We start from the raw sequence: 16,304 nt of genomic DNA, 5'->3' as shown, positions 1-16,304 counted from the left end.
TTTTCTTTTTTGCTTAAATTAAGATGATGAATGTCTTAGTATGACAAAGTGTAACACAATAAAATTATAAACCAAACCGCCCCCATCGTGCAAGCCATCTTGGCAGATTCACTCAGACAAAGAAAATCATCAAATGGCTTTTTTTTCATCATCAATCGCCCTATAATACAACAAATTTCTTTTCGATAAATACCCATGAACAATGCGACTGACCCCTTTGTCCTGTCAGTGGTTGGGCATACCAACACTGGCAAAACCTCCCTACTTCGCACCCTACTACGAGACAGTGAATTTGGCGAAGTCAAAAACGCATCGGCAACCACTCGCCATGTTGAAGCGGTGCAGATTTTAAGCGAGCATGGTCAACCTTTGCTAGTACTACACGACACCCCCGGCTTAGAAGATGCCACAGGCGTGATGAACTATCTGCACGAACATACCGATGCACGATTTGATGGCGTGGAGCGATTGCATCAATTTTTGGCGGCGGTACATCATCAAGATGCCAATCTGACCGATGATTTTAGCCAAGAAGCCAAAGTGATTCGCAGTCTGCTAGATGCTGATGTCGCCCTATATGTGATTGACGCTCGTGAGCCTGTTTTATCAAAGTATAAAGACGAATTGGCAATCTTGGCAAGCTCTGGCACACCCGTCTTGCCTGTCTTTAATTTCATCAAAGGCAATGAACAAAACATGCACAACTGGCGTGAGATGCTTTCTCGTCGTGCCTTGCACATCAGTAGTGCCTTTGATACGGTAGCTTTTGAGTTTGATGCTGAAATGTCATTGTGGCATCATTTGGCGATATTAAGCAATCATCAAAACATCAAACAGCTACAACAAGAACGACAAGACATCTGGCAACGCCTACAAGAAACGGGTAGTTTGCTCATCGCTGATTTTCTCATCAATGTGGCCAGTTTTAGCCAAAAAATCAGCGAAAATGACGACCCTGCACCCACGCTAAGTTTGATGCAAAACAGCGTTCGCCAAGCCCAAACGATTTTGCATGATAAATTATTAAATCTTTATAAATTTTATCATATTCAAATTAACGACCAACAAATCGACATCTTGGGGCAAGAACAGGATATATTTGATGGCGAACTGCTGACACGCTATGGGATTCGCACGGCTGGCGGTAGTGCTGCGGGCATGATTATTGGTGCAGGTATTGATATTGCAACTTTTGGGGCAAGTCTGGGGCTCGGTACAGCGGTTGGTGGTTTGCTTGGCGGACTCTTGCCCAACACCAGCACCATCAAAGATAAAGCCACAGGCGTAAAAACCTTGATGATTGATGAGGCAACACTAACCCTGCTTGCCGCCCAAGCCCAAAACCTGCATTATAGCCTGCGTCATCGTGGACATGCCAGCCTCAATGCCATCACAACCGAGCATCATGCCCTGCCTTGGCAAACTGGTAAGCTGCCAAAATCCCTCAAAAAAGCCAGAAGCCTGCCTCATTATAGCAGTCTAACCTTAGGCTATGATGAAAAAGCCAATCTAAGAAAAACTTTGGCGGACGAACTGGCAGAAGTGCTGGACGAGCATTTGGCACAGCTTTCCTAATACAAAAGATAAAACAATGAGCCAAGAAACGCTCTTGGCTCATTGTTTTTTTGGTTTTGCGATGGCTTAGGGCATACTCACCAGTTTTAGGCGTTCTCCCTCAAATAAGTCCATATCAGGGGCAAGCGTTACCATAAAACGGTCAAAATACAGCAATTGCTTGGTCAAAAGAGCAAAATCTCGTGGAAAATGAATGCCATGTCGCTTGCCAATCTCAACCATTTCTAACATCATGGCATTTAGCCCATCATTACCATTGGTTTGTGGCGTGATTTTGCCAAGCACACTTTGCAAATCCTGACTGAGTCGGTCAATGTCCATTTGTTCGGCTTTTTTGGTCATGCCAATATCCACCATCGCTCTTGCCATGCCGTCATGGTCGTTTGCTTGCAAACTTTGCACCAAAGCAAAACAGGCTTGCAAACTTTTTGGGTCAATTTTGCCAATCAAGCCAAAATCCAAGAAAGCCAAACGCCCATCATTGAGCAGCATCAGATTGCCTGCGTGCAAATCAGCATGAAACTCACCAGTCATCATCAACGCCAAAAACCAAGTGTCTAGCACATCGCTCATCAGCTGGCGACGCTCATCGGTTGTCCCTTGATAAACATCATCAATCAATGACTGACCCAATAGCAAATCCATCACCAGTACCTTTTTGGTAGAAAGATTATGATGCACGGTGGGTGCAGTAACTTTGGCATTGCCCATTTGTTTTAGGGTTGTCAAAAAACGGTCGATATTGGCACTTTCTGCCAAAAAATCGGTCTCCGCCAGCATTCTTTGGCGAATTTCATCAACAATCGGAGCCAGATTGGCGGCTTTTAGGCTAGGTACTGCTTTTTCAAGCACCCAAAATACCGAATGCAAAACATTCAAATCCGTCTGCATGATGGTCTGCACATTAGGTTTTTGGACTTTTAAAGCCACTTGACGACCATCAACCAAAGTTGCCTTATGTACTTGGGCGATGCTGGCAGATGCCAAAGGTTTTGGGTCAATGTGCGAAAAAATATCGCCCAGCCCCCGCTCATCTGTCTGCAACTCATCAATCAGTACTTGGCGAATATGGGTAAATGGCACAGGCGTGGTTTGGTCTAGACAATCTTGAAATGCAATGACATAGTCTTTGGGAAATATAGATGGTGTACTTGCAATAAATTGCCCCAGTTTGATATAGGTAACGCCCATCTGCTCAAAAGATTCTTTTAAAAGCTGACCATTGATGGGCTCGCCCTTTGCCACTCGCAAGGCAGACAGCCCTGCCACGCTGGCGGTTTTTTGTAGGCGACCTAAGACATTCACACCTTGTGTCAGCCCTTTTTTGGCAAAGTCAAAAGGATTTTTTGGCATAATAACTCTTTGTTTATATTCATGGACACGACTACAATAAGGACAATGACCGACAAGTTCAAGCACCAGTTGGTAATATACCCATCGTCAAACGGTCGTTACCACCGTAGTCTTTGATGGTTTGCACCTGAGTAAAACCTGCTTGTACAAATAACTCAAAAACCAATGCCCCTTGATGATAGCCATGTTCAATGGCAAGCAATCCACCTGCGTTCAGATGATGTTTTGCACCACCAATGATTTGTTTGATGTCTGACAACCCATCATCACCAGCCACCAAAGCTGTGATTGGCTCATGTTGCAACCCTGCCAGATGTTCATCATCACTTCGAATATAGGGCGGATTAGAAACAATGACATCAAAATTGCCAGTCAGTGCATCGTACCAATGGCTAAGCTGGCATTGGGTATTGGCATGATGTTGTTGTGCATTGGTCTTGGCAACCTCTAATGCCTGTGGGGAATTATCCACCAAAACCACCTGCCAGTCCGCAAGCTCACAAGCTAAGGTAATGCCAATACAGCCACTACCCGTTCCCAAGTCAAGCAACCTGCCTGCTGGCAACGGCTTGGCAAACGCCATCACCATCTCCACCAGTCGCTCGGTGTCTGGTCTTGGAATCAAAGTATGGCGATTAACAACAAACTCCCTGCCCCAAAATTCACACTTGCCAAGCAGATATGCCAACGGCTCGCCTGCCATCATACGCTCAACACCCTCATTGATACGGATAATCTGCTGGTCTGTTGGGACATCATTTGGCTCTGTCATCACATGGATGCTTGGCTTATCAATCACCGCCAGCAGCCAGCCGTCCAGCCAATGCATTGGCAATCGTGGGCTACTGATGGTGCGAAACACTTGGCGAATCTGTGCAAGCGTCTGACCTGACTGTATCATTTTATTCATCGCCAATCTTAGGCTGACCGATTTGAATGTGCTTATTAACCAGATAAATCAAAATCAACACAGGCAAACCAATCGCAAAAGTAAATCCAAAGAAAAATGAATAGTTGGTCGCCTCAACAATCGCCCCTGAGTATCCACCAAGCACCTTTGGAAACAAAGTCATCAATGATGAAAATAACGCATATTGCACTGCCGTAAAGCGAATGGAGGTCAATGCTGATAAAAACGCCACAAATATTGCACTTGCCAGACCTGCCGCCAAATTATCAATAATCACAGCGGTGTACATCATCGGTGCATTTGGCAAATAGAACAAAGCAACAAATAGCAGATTAGTCAGACACGCCAAAATCGCCCCAATCGTCATCGCACGCATGATGTTGGTTGCTTGGGCAAGATAACCACCAATAAATCCCCCAACAATCCCTGCCCATACACCGACCATCTTGACCGCTGTGGCGATTTGGGTTTTACTAAATCCTAATTCTTGATAATAGATGTTAGAAATATTGCCTGCCACCACATCAGAAACACGATACAGACCAATCAAAGCAAGGACATAAATGGCTTTTTTACCATAACGCTCAAAAAACTCTGTGACGGGTGTCAGCCACGCCTGCTGTACGACACTCTTGGGGGCGACACCAGCATTGACCGACAACCAGCTTGTCAAGCCAAACAAGAAAATACTGCCAATAAACTGCACACTACCTAACAAAAAGCCCGTCAAAACACCATCAGTCTCTGGTAATGCACCGCCAATCAGATTATAACCGATGATAAAAGCCACCACCGATAATCCAAACACTAGCACCAAGCGAGCGTAGTCTTTGGTGTCGTTGCCGATAGGCTTTCTGTCGATGGCTGGTTCTTTAATGCCAAGCGTGGTAAAGACAGCGATGAGCATTACTGCCGCCATAATCAAATAAGTTTTTTGCCAAGCAGCATAGCTGTACACCTCCATGCTTGACCCAAAAAAATCCGCCAAGTACAACGCACCTGCACCAGAAACAATCATACCAATGCGATAACCTGCCACATAACTGGCTGATAAAGCCGTCTGCATGGAGGCGGGTGCAGATTCGATACGATAAGCATCAATCACAATGTCTTGTGATGCCGCCGAAAAGCCCAATAAGACACACGAAAAAGCCATCAGATACAATGCCGATTCGCCAGACGCTGGGTCAAACATCGCCATCAGCACCAATGCCACAATCACCAAAATCTGTGTCAAAAACAACCATGAACGGCGATGACCTAAGTAATTTTTAAGTATTGGTAATGGCAAGGCATCAACCAGTGGCGACCAAATGAATTTGAAGGAATATGCCAAAGTTGCCCAGCCAAACATCGTGACTGTCGCACGATCAATACCCGCCTCTCGTAGCCATAAGCCCAAACTTGAAAAAACCAGCAAAATTGGCACACCAGCCGCAAAACCCAAAAACAGTAGCGACAATGCTTGGCGGTTTAAATAAGCCCGCTCAAAATTTTGCCAAGCACTCATCGTGCCTTGTCCAGTATTTGACATATTTCCCTCAAAAAAATATCATTTAACCAAATGGATACATATTAGACCAACACGGTCATGCTTGCAAAGGGTTTTTGTCAAATTTCACAAATTTTTCTTATTTTGGTCACACACTTCATCTTGATGACGCCATGCCGACCAATAATCCCGCCAAATAGCCAAAAATGCGTCATCAATAAATATCATGGCTTGTTTTACCATACAGCACAAAGACTTTGTTAATTTTGACTACCTTTTTTGGAGGAAATTTTGTATGATGGGCAGTAATTTGATGCACATGCACCAGATATTAAGCTAATATGAAAACTGATATTGGATTTGGTTTTAGATAGTAACCATAAACCATCTCAATGCGAATAATCATATTTTTTAATTCATTATGTTCTTAAATAATCGTTTTTAACAAGGATTTTCATGGCAATCGACATCGTCATCAACCAAAGACATCTACAAATTCAACTCAAACAGCTAGAAACCGTCTGGCACACCGTGGTCAATGGCTATAATCTAAGCCAAGCTGCTGAGCTGCTTTATACCAGTCAATCTAGCCTATCTAAGCAGATTGCTGCTCTTGAAAATCAGCTTAAAGCAGATGTCTTTACTCGTCAAGGCAAACGCCTAACAGGACTAACACCCATCGGCAAGGCTTTGTTGCCACACATTGAGGCGATTTTTGCTGAGATTCGCACCATCGAAAATCTTAGTCTTGATTTTAACAATGCCCAAGCAGGCGTGCTGACAGTTGCCACCACCCACACCCAAGCTCGCTATGTCTTACCACAAATCGTCAAAGAATTTCGCCAAAAATTTGATAAGGTCAATCTGGTATTACAACAGGCTGACCCAGAGACCATCGCTCAGATGGTCATTCGTGGACAGGCAGATATTGGGATTGCAACCGAGTCATTGCTGAATAACGATGTCTTGCGTTGTCATCGATATTATGACTGGTCTCATGTCATCATCGTCCCAAAAAATCATGAACTGGCACAATATGCAGGGGTGGTTGATGGTGTGGATTTGCCCACATTAGCAAGTTATCCTTTGGTAACCTATCATGGCGGCTTTACAGGTCGTGGGGCAATTGATAAAACCTTTGCCCAAGCAGGATTTACCCCTGAGATTGTGCTTGCCGCCCTAGACTCCGATGTGATTAGCACCTATGTATCAGCAGGCTTAGGTATTGGCATTATCGCCCAAATGGCGTATCAGCCAAGTCATTATCCTGATTTGGTTGCCATTCCCATCACTCACTTTGGTCGTTTTACCAGTTGGATTGCCATCAGAGATGATAGCGAAATTCGCAAATTTGGGCATGAATTCATCAAACTTTGCCAAGCTCAATTTGCCCAGCCATAAATCCAAACACCCTCACAAAAAAATCCCCAAGATAATGCTTGGGGATTTTTTTTCAGATTTGCTCACTTAGGTTAAAAAGAAATACGCCCAAATGGTAACAATGACAATGGCAACAATGTTGAGCCAAAAGCCTACTTTCATCATGTCTTTTTGTTTGACATGACCTGTACCCATCACAATGGCATTAGGAGGTGTTGCCACAGGCATCATAAAGGCACAAGATGCACCAATGCCAATGACCATCACCAACACCTCTGGTGGCAAACCAAGTCTGACACCAATTGGTGCAAACAATGGTACAAGCAATGCAGCTGATGCGGTGTTGGAGGTAAATTCCGTCAAGAAAATAATGAATGCAGCAATCACTAAAATCACCATCAGTGGCGATGCTGATGCCATTGTGGTGGCAATGGTCTCGCCCAGTACCGCTGATGCACCAGAATCCTTCATGATGTTTGATAAAGCGATACCACCACCAAATAGCATCAATACACCCCAGTCAGTATTGTCAGAAACCTGCTTCCAGCTGACCAAGCCTAGACCCAATACCGCCACCGCAGCAAACAAGGCAATCACTGTATCTGGTGCTTTAAAGCCATAAGCTTCGCCTAATTGCTTACCAAAAATCCAACACAGTGCTGTGATTGCAAAAATCACAATGGTTAAAATGCGTGGCGTAGTCCAAGCGATGGTTTCTTGCTCTTTCATCTGCACTTTTTGGTTAAGATTAGGACGCAACACCAAATACATCGTACCAAGCAAGAATGGCATCATCACCAGCATCATTGACAAACCAAAAGATAGCCATTCGCTAAAACCAATGCCCAACTCTTTGGCAGCAATGGCGTTTGGCGGAGAACCAATCATCGTACCCAAACCACCAATTGATGCTGAATATGCAATCCCCAATAATACAAAGATGAAAGTGTTGCGGTCTTTGGCTTCATCAACTTGGGATAACAAACCCACCGCCAAAGGCAACATCATTGCTGCGGTTGCTGTATTACTAATCCACATCGACAACGCTGCCGTGACTGCAAAAATCAGCCAAACTGCACGACCTAAATGACCACCTGCCAAACTGATGATGCCATAGGCGATTTTTTTATCCAACTTTTGTACATGTAGTGTTGCCGCCAAAGCAAAACCACCAAAGAATACATAGATGATTGGGTCTGCAAAGCTGGTCAGGGCTTTTTTGGTATCAAAATCTTCAATGCCCAAGAAAATACCCAAAATCGGCACCAAAATTGCCGTTGCAGTTACATGAATGGCTTCGGTTAGCCATAAAATACCCACAAATGTCAATAAAGCCAAACCCTTATTAGCAAGTGGCTCAAATGGTAAAATTGTTGCCAAAAAATAGGAAACAATCGCCGCCAAAATCGTAATGACAACCCCTTTAATGGCATCGCTACGCACAGTTCCCGATGGTGGCGTATGATTGTCATTATGCTGAAAATCGGTTCTAAGCGTGTAATCCGATTCTTGTTGAGTGTTATTGGTCATAATCAATTACTCGTTATGAAAGAAAATAAACACAGCACCCACGCCAGCAGCATGATTACCTTGTGCTGTGCCTTGACAAATTGCTTAATAAAACAGCAACATTCTTCAACACAATTTTACGAATGAATGGGGTCTATTGTCAATATGAAAAACAGCTGACCGCCAAGTTACTAAGTCAAAACACTCATCGCCCAATATCATCGCCATATTTTACTTAACAAATTTGCAAAAATCCGTTAGAATGTTAGCGATATTGATGAATAAACGGTCAAACCCATGAGTCATACAGCACCCGAAAGTTTTCAAGAAGCCTACCAAATCCTTAAAACCAATGCCGAACAGTTGGAACAATCAGAACAACTGGATATTGATAATTTGGTGAATATTGTTGAAGCCTCATTGGCGGCATATCGTGTCTGCCAATCTCGCATTGAAGCGGTGGAAAATGCCCTAAACAGTGCTTTTGAAAACAGCCAATTACCAATAGAATAATCCCATTAGCCTAATGGATGGGCATAAAAAATACTCAGATAGTAGTGTCAGGCTGGGTGCGATGCTGTATGGCATATTCTAGATTCTCAATCACATACGCCACGCCTGCCTGCACCTCTTTGGGGAAATCGTGCTGATGCTGCCAAGCTTTCAGCAATTTTATATTTTCCGACAAATCATGAACATATTGCAGGTCTTGCTGGTTATTGGAAATGCTTGTTATCCTACCATGTCTGTATCGGTATGCAACAATAGGCAATTCAAGCACCAGCAGCTTTTCATCTACGGTTAAGAGCTGCGTATAGAAAATCTGATCCTCTGCTTTAAGTCCTTCAATAAAATACAGTCCATGCTTTAACAGAAAATCTTTTTTGTACATACTCCAACATACACACGGCACCCATCGACTGTGTGTCAAAGCAACAAAAAAACCATAGCCATGATACAGCATGGCTTCATTTTCTGCCAATGTCTTTGACACTGGTTGCCATAGCTCACGACAATTTGGATTATCGTCCAAAAACAACTCTCTTTGCATTTTGACGACATCTGCATTGGTCTGTGTTGCCACCTGATAGATTTCCTCAAATCTATCTGTACCCAGATAATCATCAGAATCCACAAAATACACATAATCACCTCGTGCCAGTCGCAAGCCTTGATTGCGTGCCGCAGACAATCCTGCATTCTTGGTATGTAGCACACGAATGTCAGGATACCGCTTGGCATAATCCAATATGATGGACAAGCTATCATCGGTTGAACCATCATCAATGATGATGATTTCCTTGTCTATCGTTTGGCAGACAATACTGTCCAAACATTGAGCCAAATACGCCATCGTATTATACACAGGCACGATGAAGCTAATAGCTGGCGATTTGATGGGTTGATATTGATTTTGTAGAATATTAAGCATCGCCATTTCGCTCTTTTTTATATTGCTATTATTCAGATATTTCAAATACTTGTTTTAGATATGCCAAATAAGTATCATCATCAATCATTGTTTTGCCAGGACTGTCGGAAATCTTGGCGACAGGCTGACCGTTACACGCCACCAATTTTAGGACAATATTAAGCTGAGTTATGCCCAAATCATTGGTCAAATTCGTACCAATACCAAACCCTGTCTTGATTCTGCCCAAAAAATACTGATGTAAATCCCACGCCTTTTGAACAGTCAAACCATCGCTGAAAGTCAAAATCTTGGTGCGTGGGTCGATTTTGAGTTTTTCATAATGAGCGATTGCTTTTTCGCCCCATTCGTATGGGTCGCCACTGTCATGACGAAGCCCATCGAACAGTTTGGCAAAATACAAATCAAAATCCCTTAAAAATGCGTCCATGCCCACCACATCAGTCAAGGCAATACCCAAATCGCCACGATACTCACGCACCCAGCATTCTAATGCCGCCTTTTGACTGTCTCGCAAACGCACATCTAAGGCTTGAAATGCCTGCATAAACTCATGTGCCATCGTCCCAATCGGTGTGATGCCAAGCTCTTTGGCAAGATAAACATTGCTTGTGCCACGCACGATTTTTGGGCAGGATTCGACCAATGTCTTGACCACATGATAATGCCACTCTTTGCTAAATCTACGGCGAGTACCAAAATCCGCCACGCTAAATGCCAAATCCTCTTGTCCTGCAATGCCCATCTGTTGCTGGCGTGCATGACATTCTTTGAGCAGGTTGATTTTTTGGTCAAGTCTGGCTTGTCCTTGTGCCAAAATCTCATCGGTCACCAAACGACGATAATACAACTCGCTGACAATACACAGCACAAAAATTTCAAAAAACATTGCCTGAATCATCGGTCCTTCAATATCAATAGACAGACGATTCTCATCATCAATGGACACCGTAATGAAGCGGCGTTTTAGGGCAAATAACTCCAAATAATCCACAAAATCAGACTTAATGAATCTAAGTCCACGCAGATAATCCAGCTCATCTTGGGTAAAGCGAAGTTGGCATAACGCATCTAACTGCTCTTCTAAATCCGCCTGAATCTCACTAAGTGGATAGGCGGTCTGGTCATGATTGCGGCAACGAAAACGATATACGCTGTGCGTCTGTGGAAATTGATGCAACATCGCTTGTAGCATCGTGAATTTGTACAAATCATTATCAAGCAGCGAAGTGATGATGGGTTTAAACGCAGGCTTGGTTTGAACTGCGGTTTGCATAAGCATTCCTTCATTGTCTTAGCAAAATTTTTACCATTCCTTTGCACGCCAATGGCTTGTATCTAAGCCACCAATATCCCATTCCTTTGGCAAAGTACACCCCATATCATATCAAAAACAACCCAGCTTTGCAGGATATTTACCAAATTTTATCAAGAATTTTGTAAACCGATTTGACAACAGCTTACCTGTGCAGCAATTAAAACAACCGATGGTTGATGGCTTGCTTTTTTGTAGCAAAGCCCCTATCATAGGGCAATGTTTTATTTTTTATACCATCAGATAATATGAATAGCATTACACCCAGTCGTTTGGCTGGCTTGTTTAACAACGATGACCATCTAACCATTCGCCTACTTGACGATGCTCCCTATCAAGACACTCATCAAGCCATGCTTGATAGCACGCTGGCTCGTATTGCCGATAAAAAACAAGGCATCGTACACCCTGACGAGCTATGGATTGTTGAACACCAAGATGTCTATACCTTAGGGCAAGCTGGCAAGCCTGAGCATATCTTGTATCGCACAGACACACCCATCATTCAGACTGACAGAGGCGGTCAAGTGACTTGGCATGGGCGTGGACAGCTGGTGGTGTATTGGTTATTTGATTTGCACGCCTTAGGTCTGGGCGTACGAGACTTGGTCAGTCATGCCGAACAAGCCATCGAAGATGTCGTCCAACGCTATCTACCACCAACGCTGACCGCCAAGGCTCGTCGTGATGCCCCTGGTGTGTACATTTACAATCAAGATGGCGATATGCTGGGCAAAATTGCCAGCTTGGGCTTTAAGATTAAGCAAGGATTTAGTTATCATGGCATTGCCATCAATCTGGTGAATGATTTGAGTGCTTTTAATGCCATCAATCCCTGTGGCTATGCAGGTATGCCAATGGCAAAATTGGCAAGTTTTGGTCTGTTTAGCGAGCAAGACATGGCAGACTTTGTGCAGCAATTTGTCAAAAATATTGCTGACCGCCGTGCTGGACGCCTTGCACTACGCCCAATAGATACGCTACAATAGCCACTATTGTTCCATCATAGTGATGGCGATATTTTCCAACGGAGTACATTATGGCAGACTTTAACAAAATTCTAGACGCAGGCGATGTTGATAGCGGTATCATCAATGTCGTGGTTGAGATTCCAACAGGCTCAAACCACAAGATTGAGTGGAATCGTGAATTGGCATGCTTTGAGCTTGACCGTGTTGAGCCGATTGCTTTTGCCAAGCCTTGCAACTACGGTTTTATCCCACAAACTTTGGACGAAGATGGCGATGAGCTAGACGCACTCATCATTACCGACCAGCCTTTGACCACAGGCATTTTCCTAAAAGCTAAGGTCATTGGCGTGATGAAATTTGTGGACGATGGCGAAGTGGACGACAAAGTGATTGTTGTACCAGCTGATGACCGCAACAATGGTAATGCTTACAATAGCCTAGAAGATTTGCCAGCCCAGTTCATCAAGCAACTAGAATTTCATTTCAACCACTACAAAGATTTGAAAAAAGCTGGCACAACCAAAGTTGAAGGTTTCTTTGGTATTGATGTCGCCAAAGAAGTCATCAAAGAAAGCCAGCAACGCTGGAATGACAAATAATCAGCTGTTTTGGTTCATCATTTCCCCCAGTGTTTCACTTGGGGGAATTTTTATCTGACATTGGCAGTTAATCACACGCCATCAAACCAAGCCCTACCAAACATTTCATCAAGCCATCATGACGAACACACAAAATAACGGTCTTATTCCTGTCATCATCTTAGCCTTGTCAGCGTTTATTTTTAATACAACAGAGTTCATTCCCGTTGCCCTATTGAGCGATATTGGCACAAGTTTTGGTATGAATAACAGTCAAACAGGCGTAATGATGACCATCTATGCTTGGATTGTGGCTCTGCTTTCTTTACCCATGATGCTTGCCACCGCCAAAATGGAGCGTAAAAAATTACTACTCTTTGTGTTTGTCTTGTTTGCCATCAGTCATCTGGTGTCGTATTTGGCAAGCAGTTTTATGATGCTACTCATCTCACGAGCGATGGTTGCGATTGCACATGCTATTTTTTGGTCGATTACTGCCAGTTTGGTAGTACGCCTTGCTCCAAAAGACATGCAAAGTAAAGCCTTAGGCTATTTGTCCACAGGTGGTGCATTGGCGATGGTATTGGGATTGCCGATTGGACGACTGCTTGGGCAATGGCTGGGCTGGCGAAGTAGTTTTGGTATCATTGGTATCATCAGCCTACTGGTTGCTGGACTTTTGGCGTATTATTTACCCAAACTGCCCGCCAAGAACACAGGTGATTTATCCAGCTTGCCATTCGTCATCAAGAACAAGCCCATTTTGATGATTTATCTATTGATTGTTTTGATTGTTACCGCCAATTTTACCACTTATAGCTACATTGAGCCGTTTGTCATTACCTTTGCTCAACTTGGCGGGCAAGTTGCCACCAGCACTTTGCTGATTTTTGGCGTGGCAGGCGTGATTGGCAGTCTGTTGTTTGGGCGGTATTATGACAAACATGGCTTGACATTCATTCAAACAGCCCTATTCACCATCTTTATCGCTTTATCGTCCTTTGCTCTATTGTCTGGTCAAATATCAACTTGGATGATGGTCATCTTGATTTGGGGCATTGCCAATACAGGGGCTGGTCTGGCTCTACAAATTCGCCTATTGACACACGCCAGCCGTGAAACCGATGTGGCGATGTCTATTTTTTCAGGCATTTTTAATATTGGTATCGGTGCAGGGGCAATGATTGGCGGATTGACCATCACACATCTGGGGCTGGGCATGATTGGTTATGTGTCAGCCGCCATCGTCCTTAGTGCGATAGTTCTATTTGTCGTAACTGCTCGAAAAAGCATCTAACACCCCATTATCCAACAAAAAAGCACGACAAAACATCGTGCTTTTTTGGGCAGTAAAATGAATTATTCATCATCACTTGCCATCGCCATAATCTGCTCGCTGATGGCAACCGTATTAAAGCCAGCATCAACGAATAAAATCTCGCCCGTCACACCACTTGCCCAAGGAGATAGCAAGAACAAGGCTGCATTACCCACTTCCTCTTGGCTAACATTGCGTTGCAGGGGGGCGATTTTTTCACTCACATCAAGCATACGGCGGAATGACTTGATGCCACTGGCTGCCAAAGTACGAATTGGCCCTGCACTGATGGCGTTCACACGAATGCCCTGACCGCCCAGTGATGATGCCAAATAACGCACACTGGCTTCCAAACTTGCCTTTGCCATACCCATCACATTGTAGTTTGGCAATACAGAAATGCTACCCTCATAAGTCAGCGTCAATAACGAACCTTGTCTTGCCGCAAGAAGCTCACGACCCGCTTTGGCAAGTGCCACAAAACTATAACTAGAAATGTCATGAGCAATCTGACTACCCTCACGAGTGGTGGCATTGGTAAAGTCGCCGTCAAGCTGGTCAGCTGGGGCAAAACCAATGGCGTGTACGATACCATTAACACCTTTATCCTCGCCTTGACCCCAATGCTTAGACACTTGGGTAAAACAAGCTTCAATAGAAGCGTCAGACGCCACATCGCACTCAATCACCGCCACGGCATTGAACGCTTCTGCCGCCATCTCAACACGCTTTTTAATCTTGTCATTTGGGTAAGTTAAAATCAACTCTGCACCCTCACGATGTAAACTTTCAGCAATCGCCCAAGCGATGGATAGCTTACTGGCAATGCCAGTCACCACAAAACGCTGACCTTTTAGTAGCATGGTTTGTTTCCTTAATCAATAGATGATGAAAAATTTGCCCCATTATAACACGCTTTTGTTAAAAGCGGTAGAAATTAAGTACAAATGTAAACTTATTGCATCAAAAATCGTTGATTGAGAAAATTTCAACCAGTTTTTATAAAATTTCAACGATTTTTCGAGATTAACTCTTTACAAAATTTGATTTTGCGTTAAGCTATATCTTTTGGATTTTATTGCTAAACTACTATGTCAAATTCTGATACCGTTCATTTTACGCCAGATTTTCAAGCCATTTCTGAGCATTATGCCAATATCATTGCAGGCGTGGGCGAAGACCTGACTCGTGAAGGTCTGCTAGATACCCCGATGCGTGCTGCAAAAGCCTTTGGTTATCTGACTCGTGGCTATCATCAAGATTTACAAACCGTTGCCAATGATGCGGTGTTTGCTTCGGACAATCCAGAGTTGGTCTTGGTGCAAAATATTGAATTTTATTCATTGTGCGAGCATCATCTTTTGCCATTTTATGGTGTGGCTCATGTGGGCTATCTGCCTGATGGCAAAGTGCTCGGGCTGTCCAAAGTGGCTCGCATTGTCGATATGTACGCTCGTCGCCTACAAATCCAAGAAAACCTAACCAAACAGGTTGCCACCGCCATTGAAGAACTGACAGGGTGTCGTGGCGTGGCGGTTGTGATGGACGCAAGCCACATGTGCATGATGATGCGAGGTGTGGGCAAGCAACAATCCACCACTCGTACCGTGAGTATGCTGGGTGAATTTACCCAAAATCACGATGCACGCCGAGAGTTTTTGGAGGCCATTCCAAAGCGTTCTCCTGCTTTTGGATAAAAAGCCAAAGCTAACGATGCTTTTTTCGAAACAGTCGCTGGCGAAGTGCCGCTCTTTGGGCGGCATTGTACCATTTATCCATGCGAGTATAGCTGATTGCCGCCACCAAAATAATGCCCATCGGCACAGTCATCGACAAATAACCCATCTGCCGATATAGCACCACCGCCAAAAACCCGCCAAAGAAAAATGCCCACCACAGACCGCTGTGCAAAATCACCTTGCTTAGACTAACCTTTCGACCCACCAGCCAATTACCCACCGTCGCCCCCAAGTCTGATGTCGTGCCCGTCAAGTGTGTCGTTCTAACCACCGCTCCGCCATAAGTCGCCACCATTGAATTTTGCAATCCGCACGCCATTGCAATCATCATCTGCCCGTATTCGTTGTTATTAAGGTATAAAGCAAGACTTAATCCCAATAGCACCACTTCTAGATACATGGCATAGCCATAATGCCGTGTGATGTTTAATTCACTTGAACCAATAATCATGCCGCTAAGCACCGAACCAAGCCAAAATGAAAAAATCGACATCAAAAATAACTTAGCATTTGCCCAATCACCCGACAAAATCGCCACCGATATTGCACTGACATTGCCTGTAACATGTGATGCTGATACATGCGTAAATCCCATCAAAGCCGTTGTATTTAAAATCCCTGCACAAAATGCCAGCACTACCGCACCAAGCAGCACCCAAGCAGGAAGAAAATCTTTGGTTTGTTTCATGATGTCATCTTATTTTTGATGGTTGATTCAGTGATTTTTTACCT

15 protein-coding genes are annotated in these 16,304 nt (G+C 44.0%); 7 read left to right on the top strand and 8 right to left on the bottom strand.

All coding sequences use genetic code 11. The annotated features are described in order from the left end of the window. The first annotated feature begins 195 nt into the window (after nucleotides 1-195). Nucleotides 196-1,575, top strand: coding sequence for a DUF3482 domain-containing protein (locus LU297_RS09590; RefSeq protein WP_263076293.1), 1,380 nt, complete (start codon nucleotides 196-198; stop codon nucleotides 1,573-1,575). Between the two features lie 66 nt (nucleotides 1,576-1,641). On the opposite strand, the gene LU297_RS09585 is transcribed toward LU297_RS09590, so the two are convergent. The 3 genes from LU297_RS09585 to LU297_RS09575 are packed head-to-tail and all read right to left on the bottom strand — an operon-like array spanning nucleotide 1,642 to nucleotide 5,372. Further along, nucleotides 1,642-2,928 (bottom strand): ABC1 kinase family protein, encoded by a 1,287-nt coding sequence (locus LU297_RS09585; protein WP_263076292.1) that lies wholly within the window; start codon nucleotides 2,926-2,928, stop codon nucleotides 1,642-1,644. 58 nt (nucleotides 2,929-2,986) lie between these two features. Beyond that, nucleotides 2,987-3,838: a peptide chain release factor N(5)-glutamine methyltransferase gene (prmC, locus tag LU297_RS09580; RefSeq protein WP_263076290.1), complete on the bottom strand. Its 852-nt coding sequence runs from the start codon at nucleotides 3,836-3,838 to the stop codon at nucleotides 2,987-2,989. Continuing rightward, nucleotides 3,831-5,372 carry an AmpG family muropeptide MFS transporter gene (locus LU297_RS09575; protein ID WP_263076289.1) on the bottom strand — a complete coding sequence of 514 codons (1,542 nt, stop codon included), beginning with the start codon at nucleotides 5,370-5,372 and terminating at the stop codon, nucleotides 3,831-3,833. Before LU297_RS09575 ends, prmC begins: the two co-directional genes overlap by 8 nt. Nucleotides 5,373-5,786: 414 nt before the next feature. Between LU297_RS09575 and LU297_RS09570 the strand changes: the two genes are divergently transcribed. After that, nucleotides 5,787-6,731, top strand: a complete 945-nt coding sequence (locus tag LU297_RS09570; RefSeq protein ID WP_263076288.1) for a LysR substrate-binding domain-containing protein — start codon at nucleotides 5,787-5,789, stop codon at nucleotides 6,729-6,731. A gap of 66 nt (nucleotides 6,732-6,797) precedes the next feature. Here LU297_RS09570 and LU297_RS09565 read toward each other — a convergent pair whose 3' ends face one another. Beyond that, on the bottom strand, nucleotides 6,798-8,240 hold the full coding sequence (locus tag LU297_RS09565; RefSeq protein ID WP_432806258.1) for an SLC13 family permease: 1,443 nt from the start codon (nucleotides 8,238-8,240) through the stop codon (nucleotides 6,798-6,800). Between the two features lie 276 nt (nucleotides 8,241-8,516). On the opposite strand from LU297_RS09565, the gene xseB reads away from it, so the two are divergent. After that, nucleotides 8,517-8,732 (top strand): exodeoxyribonuclease VII small subunit, encoded by a 216-nt coding sequence (gene xseB, locus LU297_RS09560; RefSeq protein ID WP_263076287.1) that lies wholly within the window; start codon nucleotides 8,517-8,519, stop codon nucleotides 8,730-8,732. Between the two features lie 34 nt (nucleotides 8,733-8,766). Here xseB and LU297_RS09555 read toward each other — a convergent pair whose 3' ends face one another. Together LU297_RS09555 and pncB are read right to left on the bottom strand one after the other, a co-directional pair. Beyond that, nucleotides 8,767-9,651 (bottom strand): glycosyltransferase, encoded by an 885-nt coding sequence (locus tag LU297_RS09555; protein WP_263076286.1) that lies wholly within the window; start codon nucleotides 9,649-9,651, stop codon nucleotides 8,767-8,769. 28 nt (nucleotides 9,652-9,679) lie between these two features. Then, the gene (gene pncB, locus LU297_RS09550; RefSeq protein WP_263076285.1) at nucleotides 9,680-10,927 is read right to left on the bottom strand and encodes a nicotinate phosphoribosyltransferase; all 1,248 of its coding nucleotides are present in this window, start codon (nucleotides 10,925-10,927) and stop codon (nucleotides 9,680-9,682) included. Between the two features lie 287 nt (nucleotides 10,928-11,214). On the opposite strand from pncB, the gene lipB reads away from it, so the two are divergent. The 3 genes from lipB (at nucleotide 11,215) to LU297_RS09535 (ending at nucleotide 13,812) form a co-directional block, all read left to right on the top strand. After that, nucleotides 11,215-11,955 carry a lipoyl(octanoyl) transferase LipB gene (gene lipB, locus LU297_RS09545; protein WP_263076284.1) on the top strand — a complete coding sequence of 247 codons (741 nt, stop codon included), beginning with the start codon at nucleotides 11,215-11,217 and terminating at the stop codon, nucleotides 11,953-11,955. A 50-nt stretch (nucleotides 11,956-12,005) separates the two neighbouring features. Then, nucleotides 12,006-12,536, top strand: coding sequence for an inorganic diphosphatase (locus LU297_RS09540; RefSeq protein WP_263076283.1), 531 nt, complete (start codon nucleotides 12,006-12,008; stop codon nucleotides 12,534-12,536). Nucleotides 12,537-12,654: 118 nt separating this feature from the next. Further along, nucleotides 12,655-13,812: a sugar transporter gene (locus tag LU297_RS09535; RefSeq protein ID WP_263076282.1), complete on the top strand. Its 1,158-nt coding sequence runs from the start codon at nucleotides 12,655-12,657 to the stop codon at nucleotides 13,810-13,812. 62 nt (nucleotides 13,813-13,874) lie between these two features. On the opposite strand, the gene LU297_RS09530 is transcribed toward LU297_RS09535, so the two are convergent. Next, a complete protein-coding gene (locus LU297_RS09530; protein ID WP_263076281.1) occupies nucleotides 13,875-14,696 on the bottom strand; it encodes an enoyl-ACP reductase FabI in 822 nt (273 codons plus the stop codon). A 228-nt stretch (nucleotides 14,697-14,924) separates the two neighbouring features. Between LU297_RS09530 and folE the strand changes: the two genes are divergently transcribed. Next, entirely contained in the window at nucleotides 14,925-15,530 is a 606-nt protein-coding gene (gene folE, locus LU297_RS09525) for a GTP cyclohydrolase I FolE (RefSeq protein ID WP_263076280.1), read from the top strand. A 10-nt stretch (nucleotides 15,531-15,540) separates the two neighbouring features. Here the strand turns inward: folE and LU297_RS09520 are convergent, their stop codons facing one another. Continuing rightward, on the bottom strand, nucleotides 15,541-16,260 hold the full coding sequence (locus tag LU297_RS09520) for a YoaK family protein (protein WP_263076279.1): 720 nt from the start codon (nucleotides 16,258-16,260) through the stop codon (nucleotides 15,541-15,543). Nucleotides 16,261-16,304 lie beyond the last annotated feature (44 nt).

Source organism: Moraxella nasicaprae (assembly GCF_025643275.1).
In the GTDB taxonomy this organism is placed as follows: domain Bacteria; phylum Pseudomonadota; class Gammaproteobacteria; order Pseudomonadales; family Moraxellaceae; genus Moraxella; species Moraxella nasicaprae.
The sequence above is the reverse complement of the archived record's forward strand: the minus strand, read 5'-3'. Positions and strand labels throughout refer to the sequence as shown.

Bases quoted from the DNA above. Each gene is read 5' to 3' on its own strand.
- LU297_RS09530 (WP_263076281.1), bottom strand. From the start codon at position 14,696: ATGCTACTAAAAGGTCAGCGTTTTGTGGTGACTGGCATTGCCAGTAAG.
- LU297_RS09585 (WP_263076292.1), bottom strand. From the start codon at position 2,928: ATGCCAAAAAATCCTTTTGACTTTGCCAAAAAAGGGCTGACACAAGGT.
- LU297_RS09555 (WP_263076286.1), bottom strand. From the start codon at position 9,651: ATGCTTAATATTCTACAAAATCAATATCAACCCATCAAATCGCCAGCT.
- folE (WP_263076280.1), top strand. From the start codon at position 14,925: ATGTCAAATTCTGATACCGTTCATTTTACGCCAGATTTTCAAGCCATT.
- LU297_RS09540 (WP_263076283.1), top strand. From the start codon at position 12,006: ATGGCAGACTTTAACAAAATTCTAGACGCAGGCGATGTTGATAGCGGT.
- LU297_RS09575 (WP_263076289.1), bottom strand. From the start codon at position 5,372: ATGTCAAATACTGGACAAGGCACGATGAGTGCTTGGCAAAATTTTGAG.
- LU297_RS09565 (WP_432806258.1), bottom strand. From the start codon at position 8,240: ATGACCAATAACACTCAACAAGAATCGGATTACACGCTTAGAACCGAT.
- LU297_RS09590 (WP_263076293.1), top strand. From the start codon at position 196: ATGAACAATGCGACTGACCCCTTTGTCCTGTCAGTGGTTGGGCATACC.
- pncB (WP_263076285.1), bottom strand. From the start codon at position 10,927: ATGCAAACCGCAGTTCAAACCAAGCCTGCGTTTAAACCCATCATCACT.
- xseB (WP_263076287.1), top strand. From the start codon at position 8,517: ATGAGTCATACAGCACCCGAAAGTTTTCAAGAAGCCTACCAAATCCTT.
- LU297_RS09535 (WP_263076282.1), top strand. From the start codon at position 12,655: ATGACGAACACACAAAATAACGGTCTTATTCCTGTCATCATCTTAGCC.
- lipB (WP_263076284.1), top strand. From the start codon at position 11,215: ATGAATAGCATTACACCCAGTCGTTTGGCTGGCTTGTTTAACAACGAT.
- LU297_RS09520 (WP_263076279.1), bottom strand. From the start codon at position 16,260: ATGAAACAAACCAAAGATTTTCTTCCTGCTTGGGTGCTGCTTGGTGCG.
- LU297_RS09570 (WP_263076288.1), top strand. From the start codon at position 5,787: ATGGCAATCGACATCGTCATCAACCAAAGACATCTACAAATTCAACTC.
- prmC (WP_263076290.1), bottom strand. From the start codon at position 3,838: ATGAATAAAATGATACAGTCAGGTCAGACGCTTGCACAGATTCGCCAA.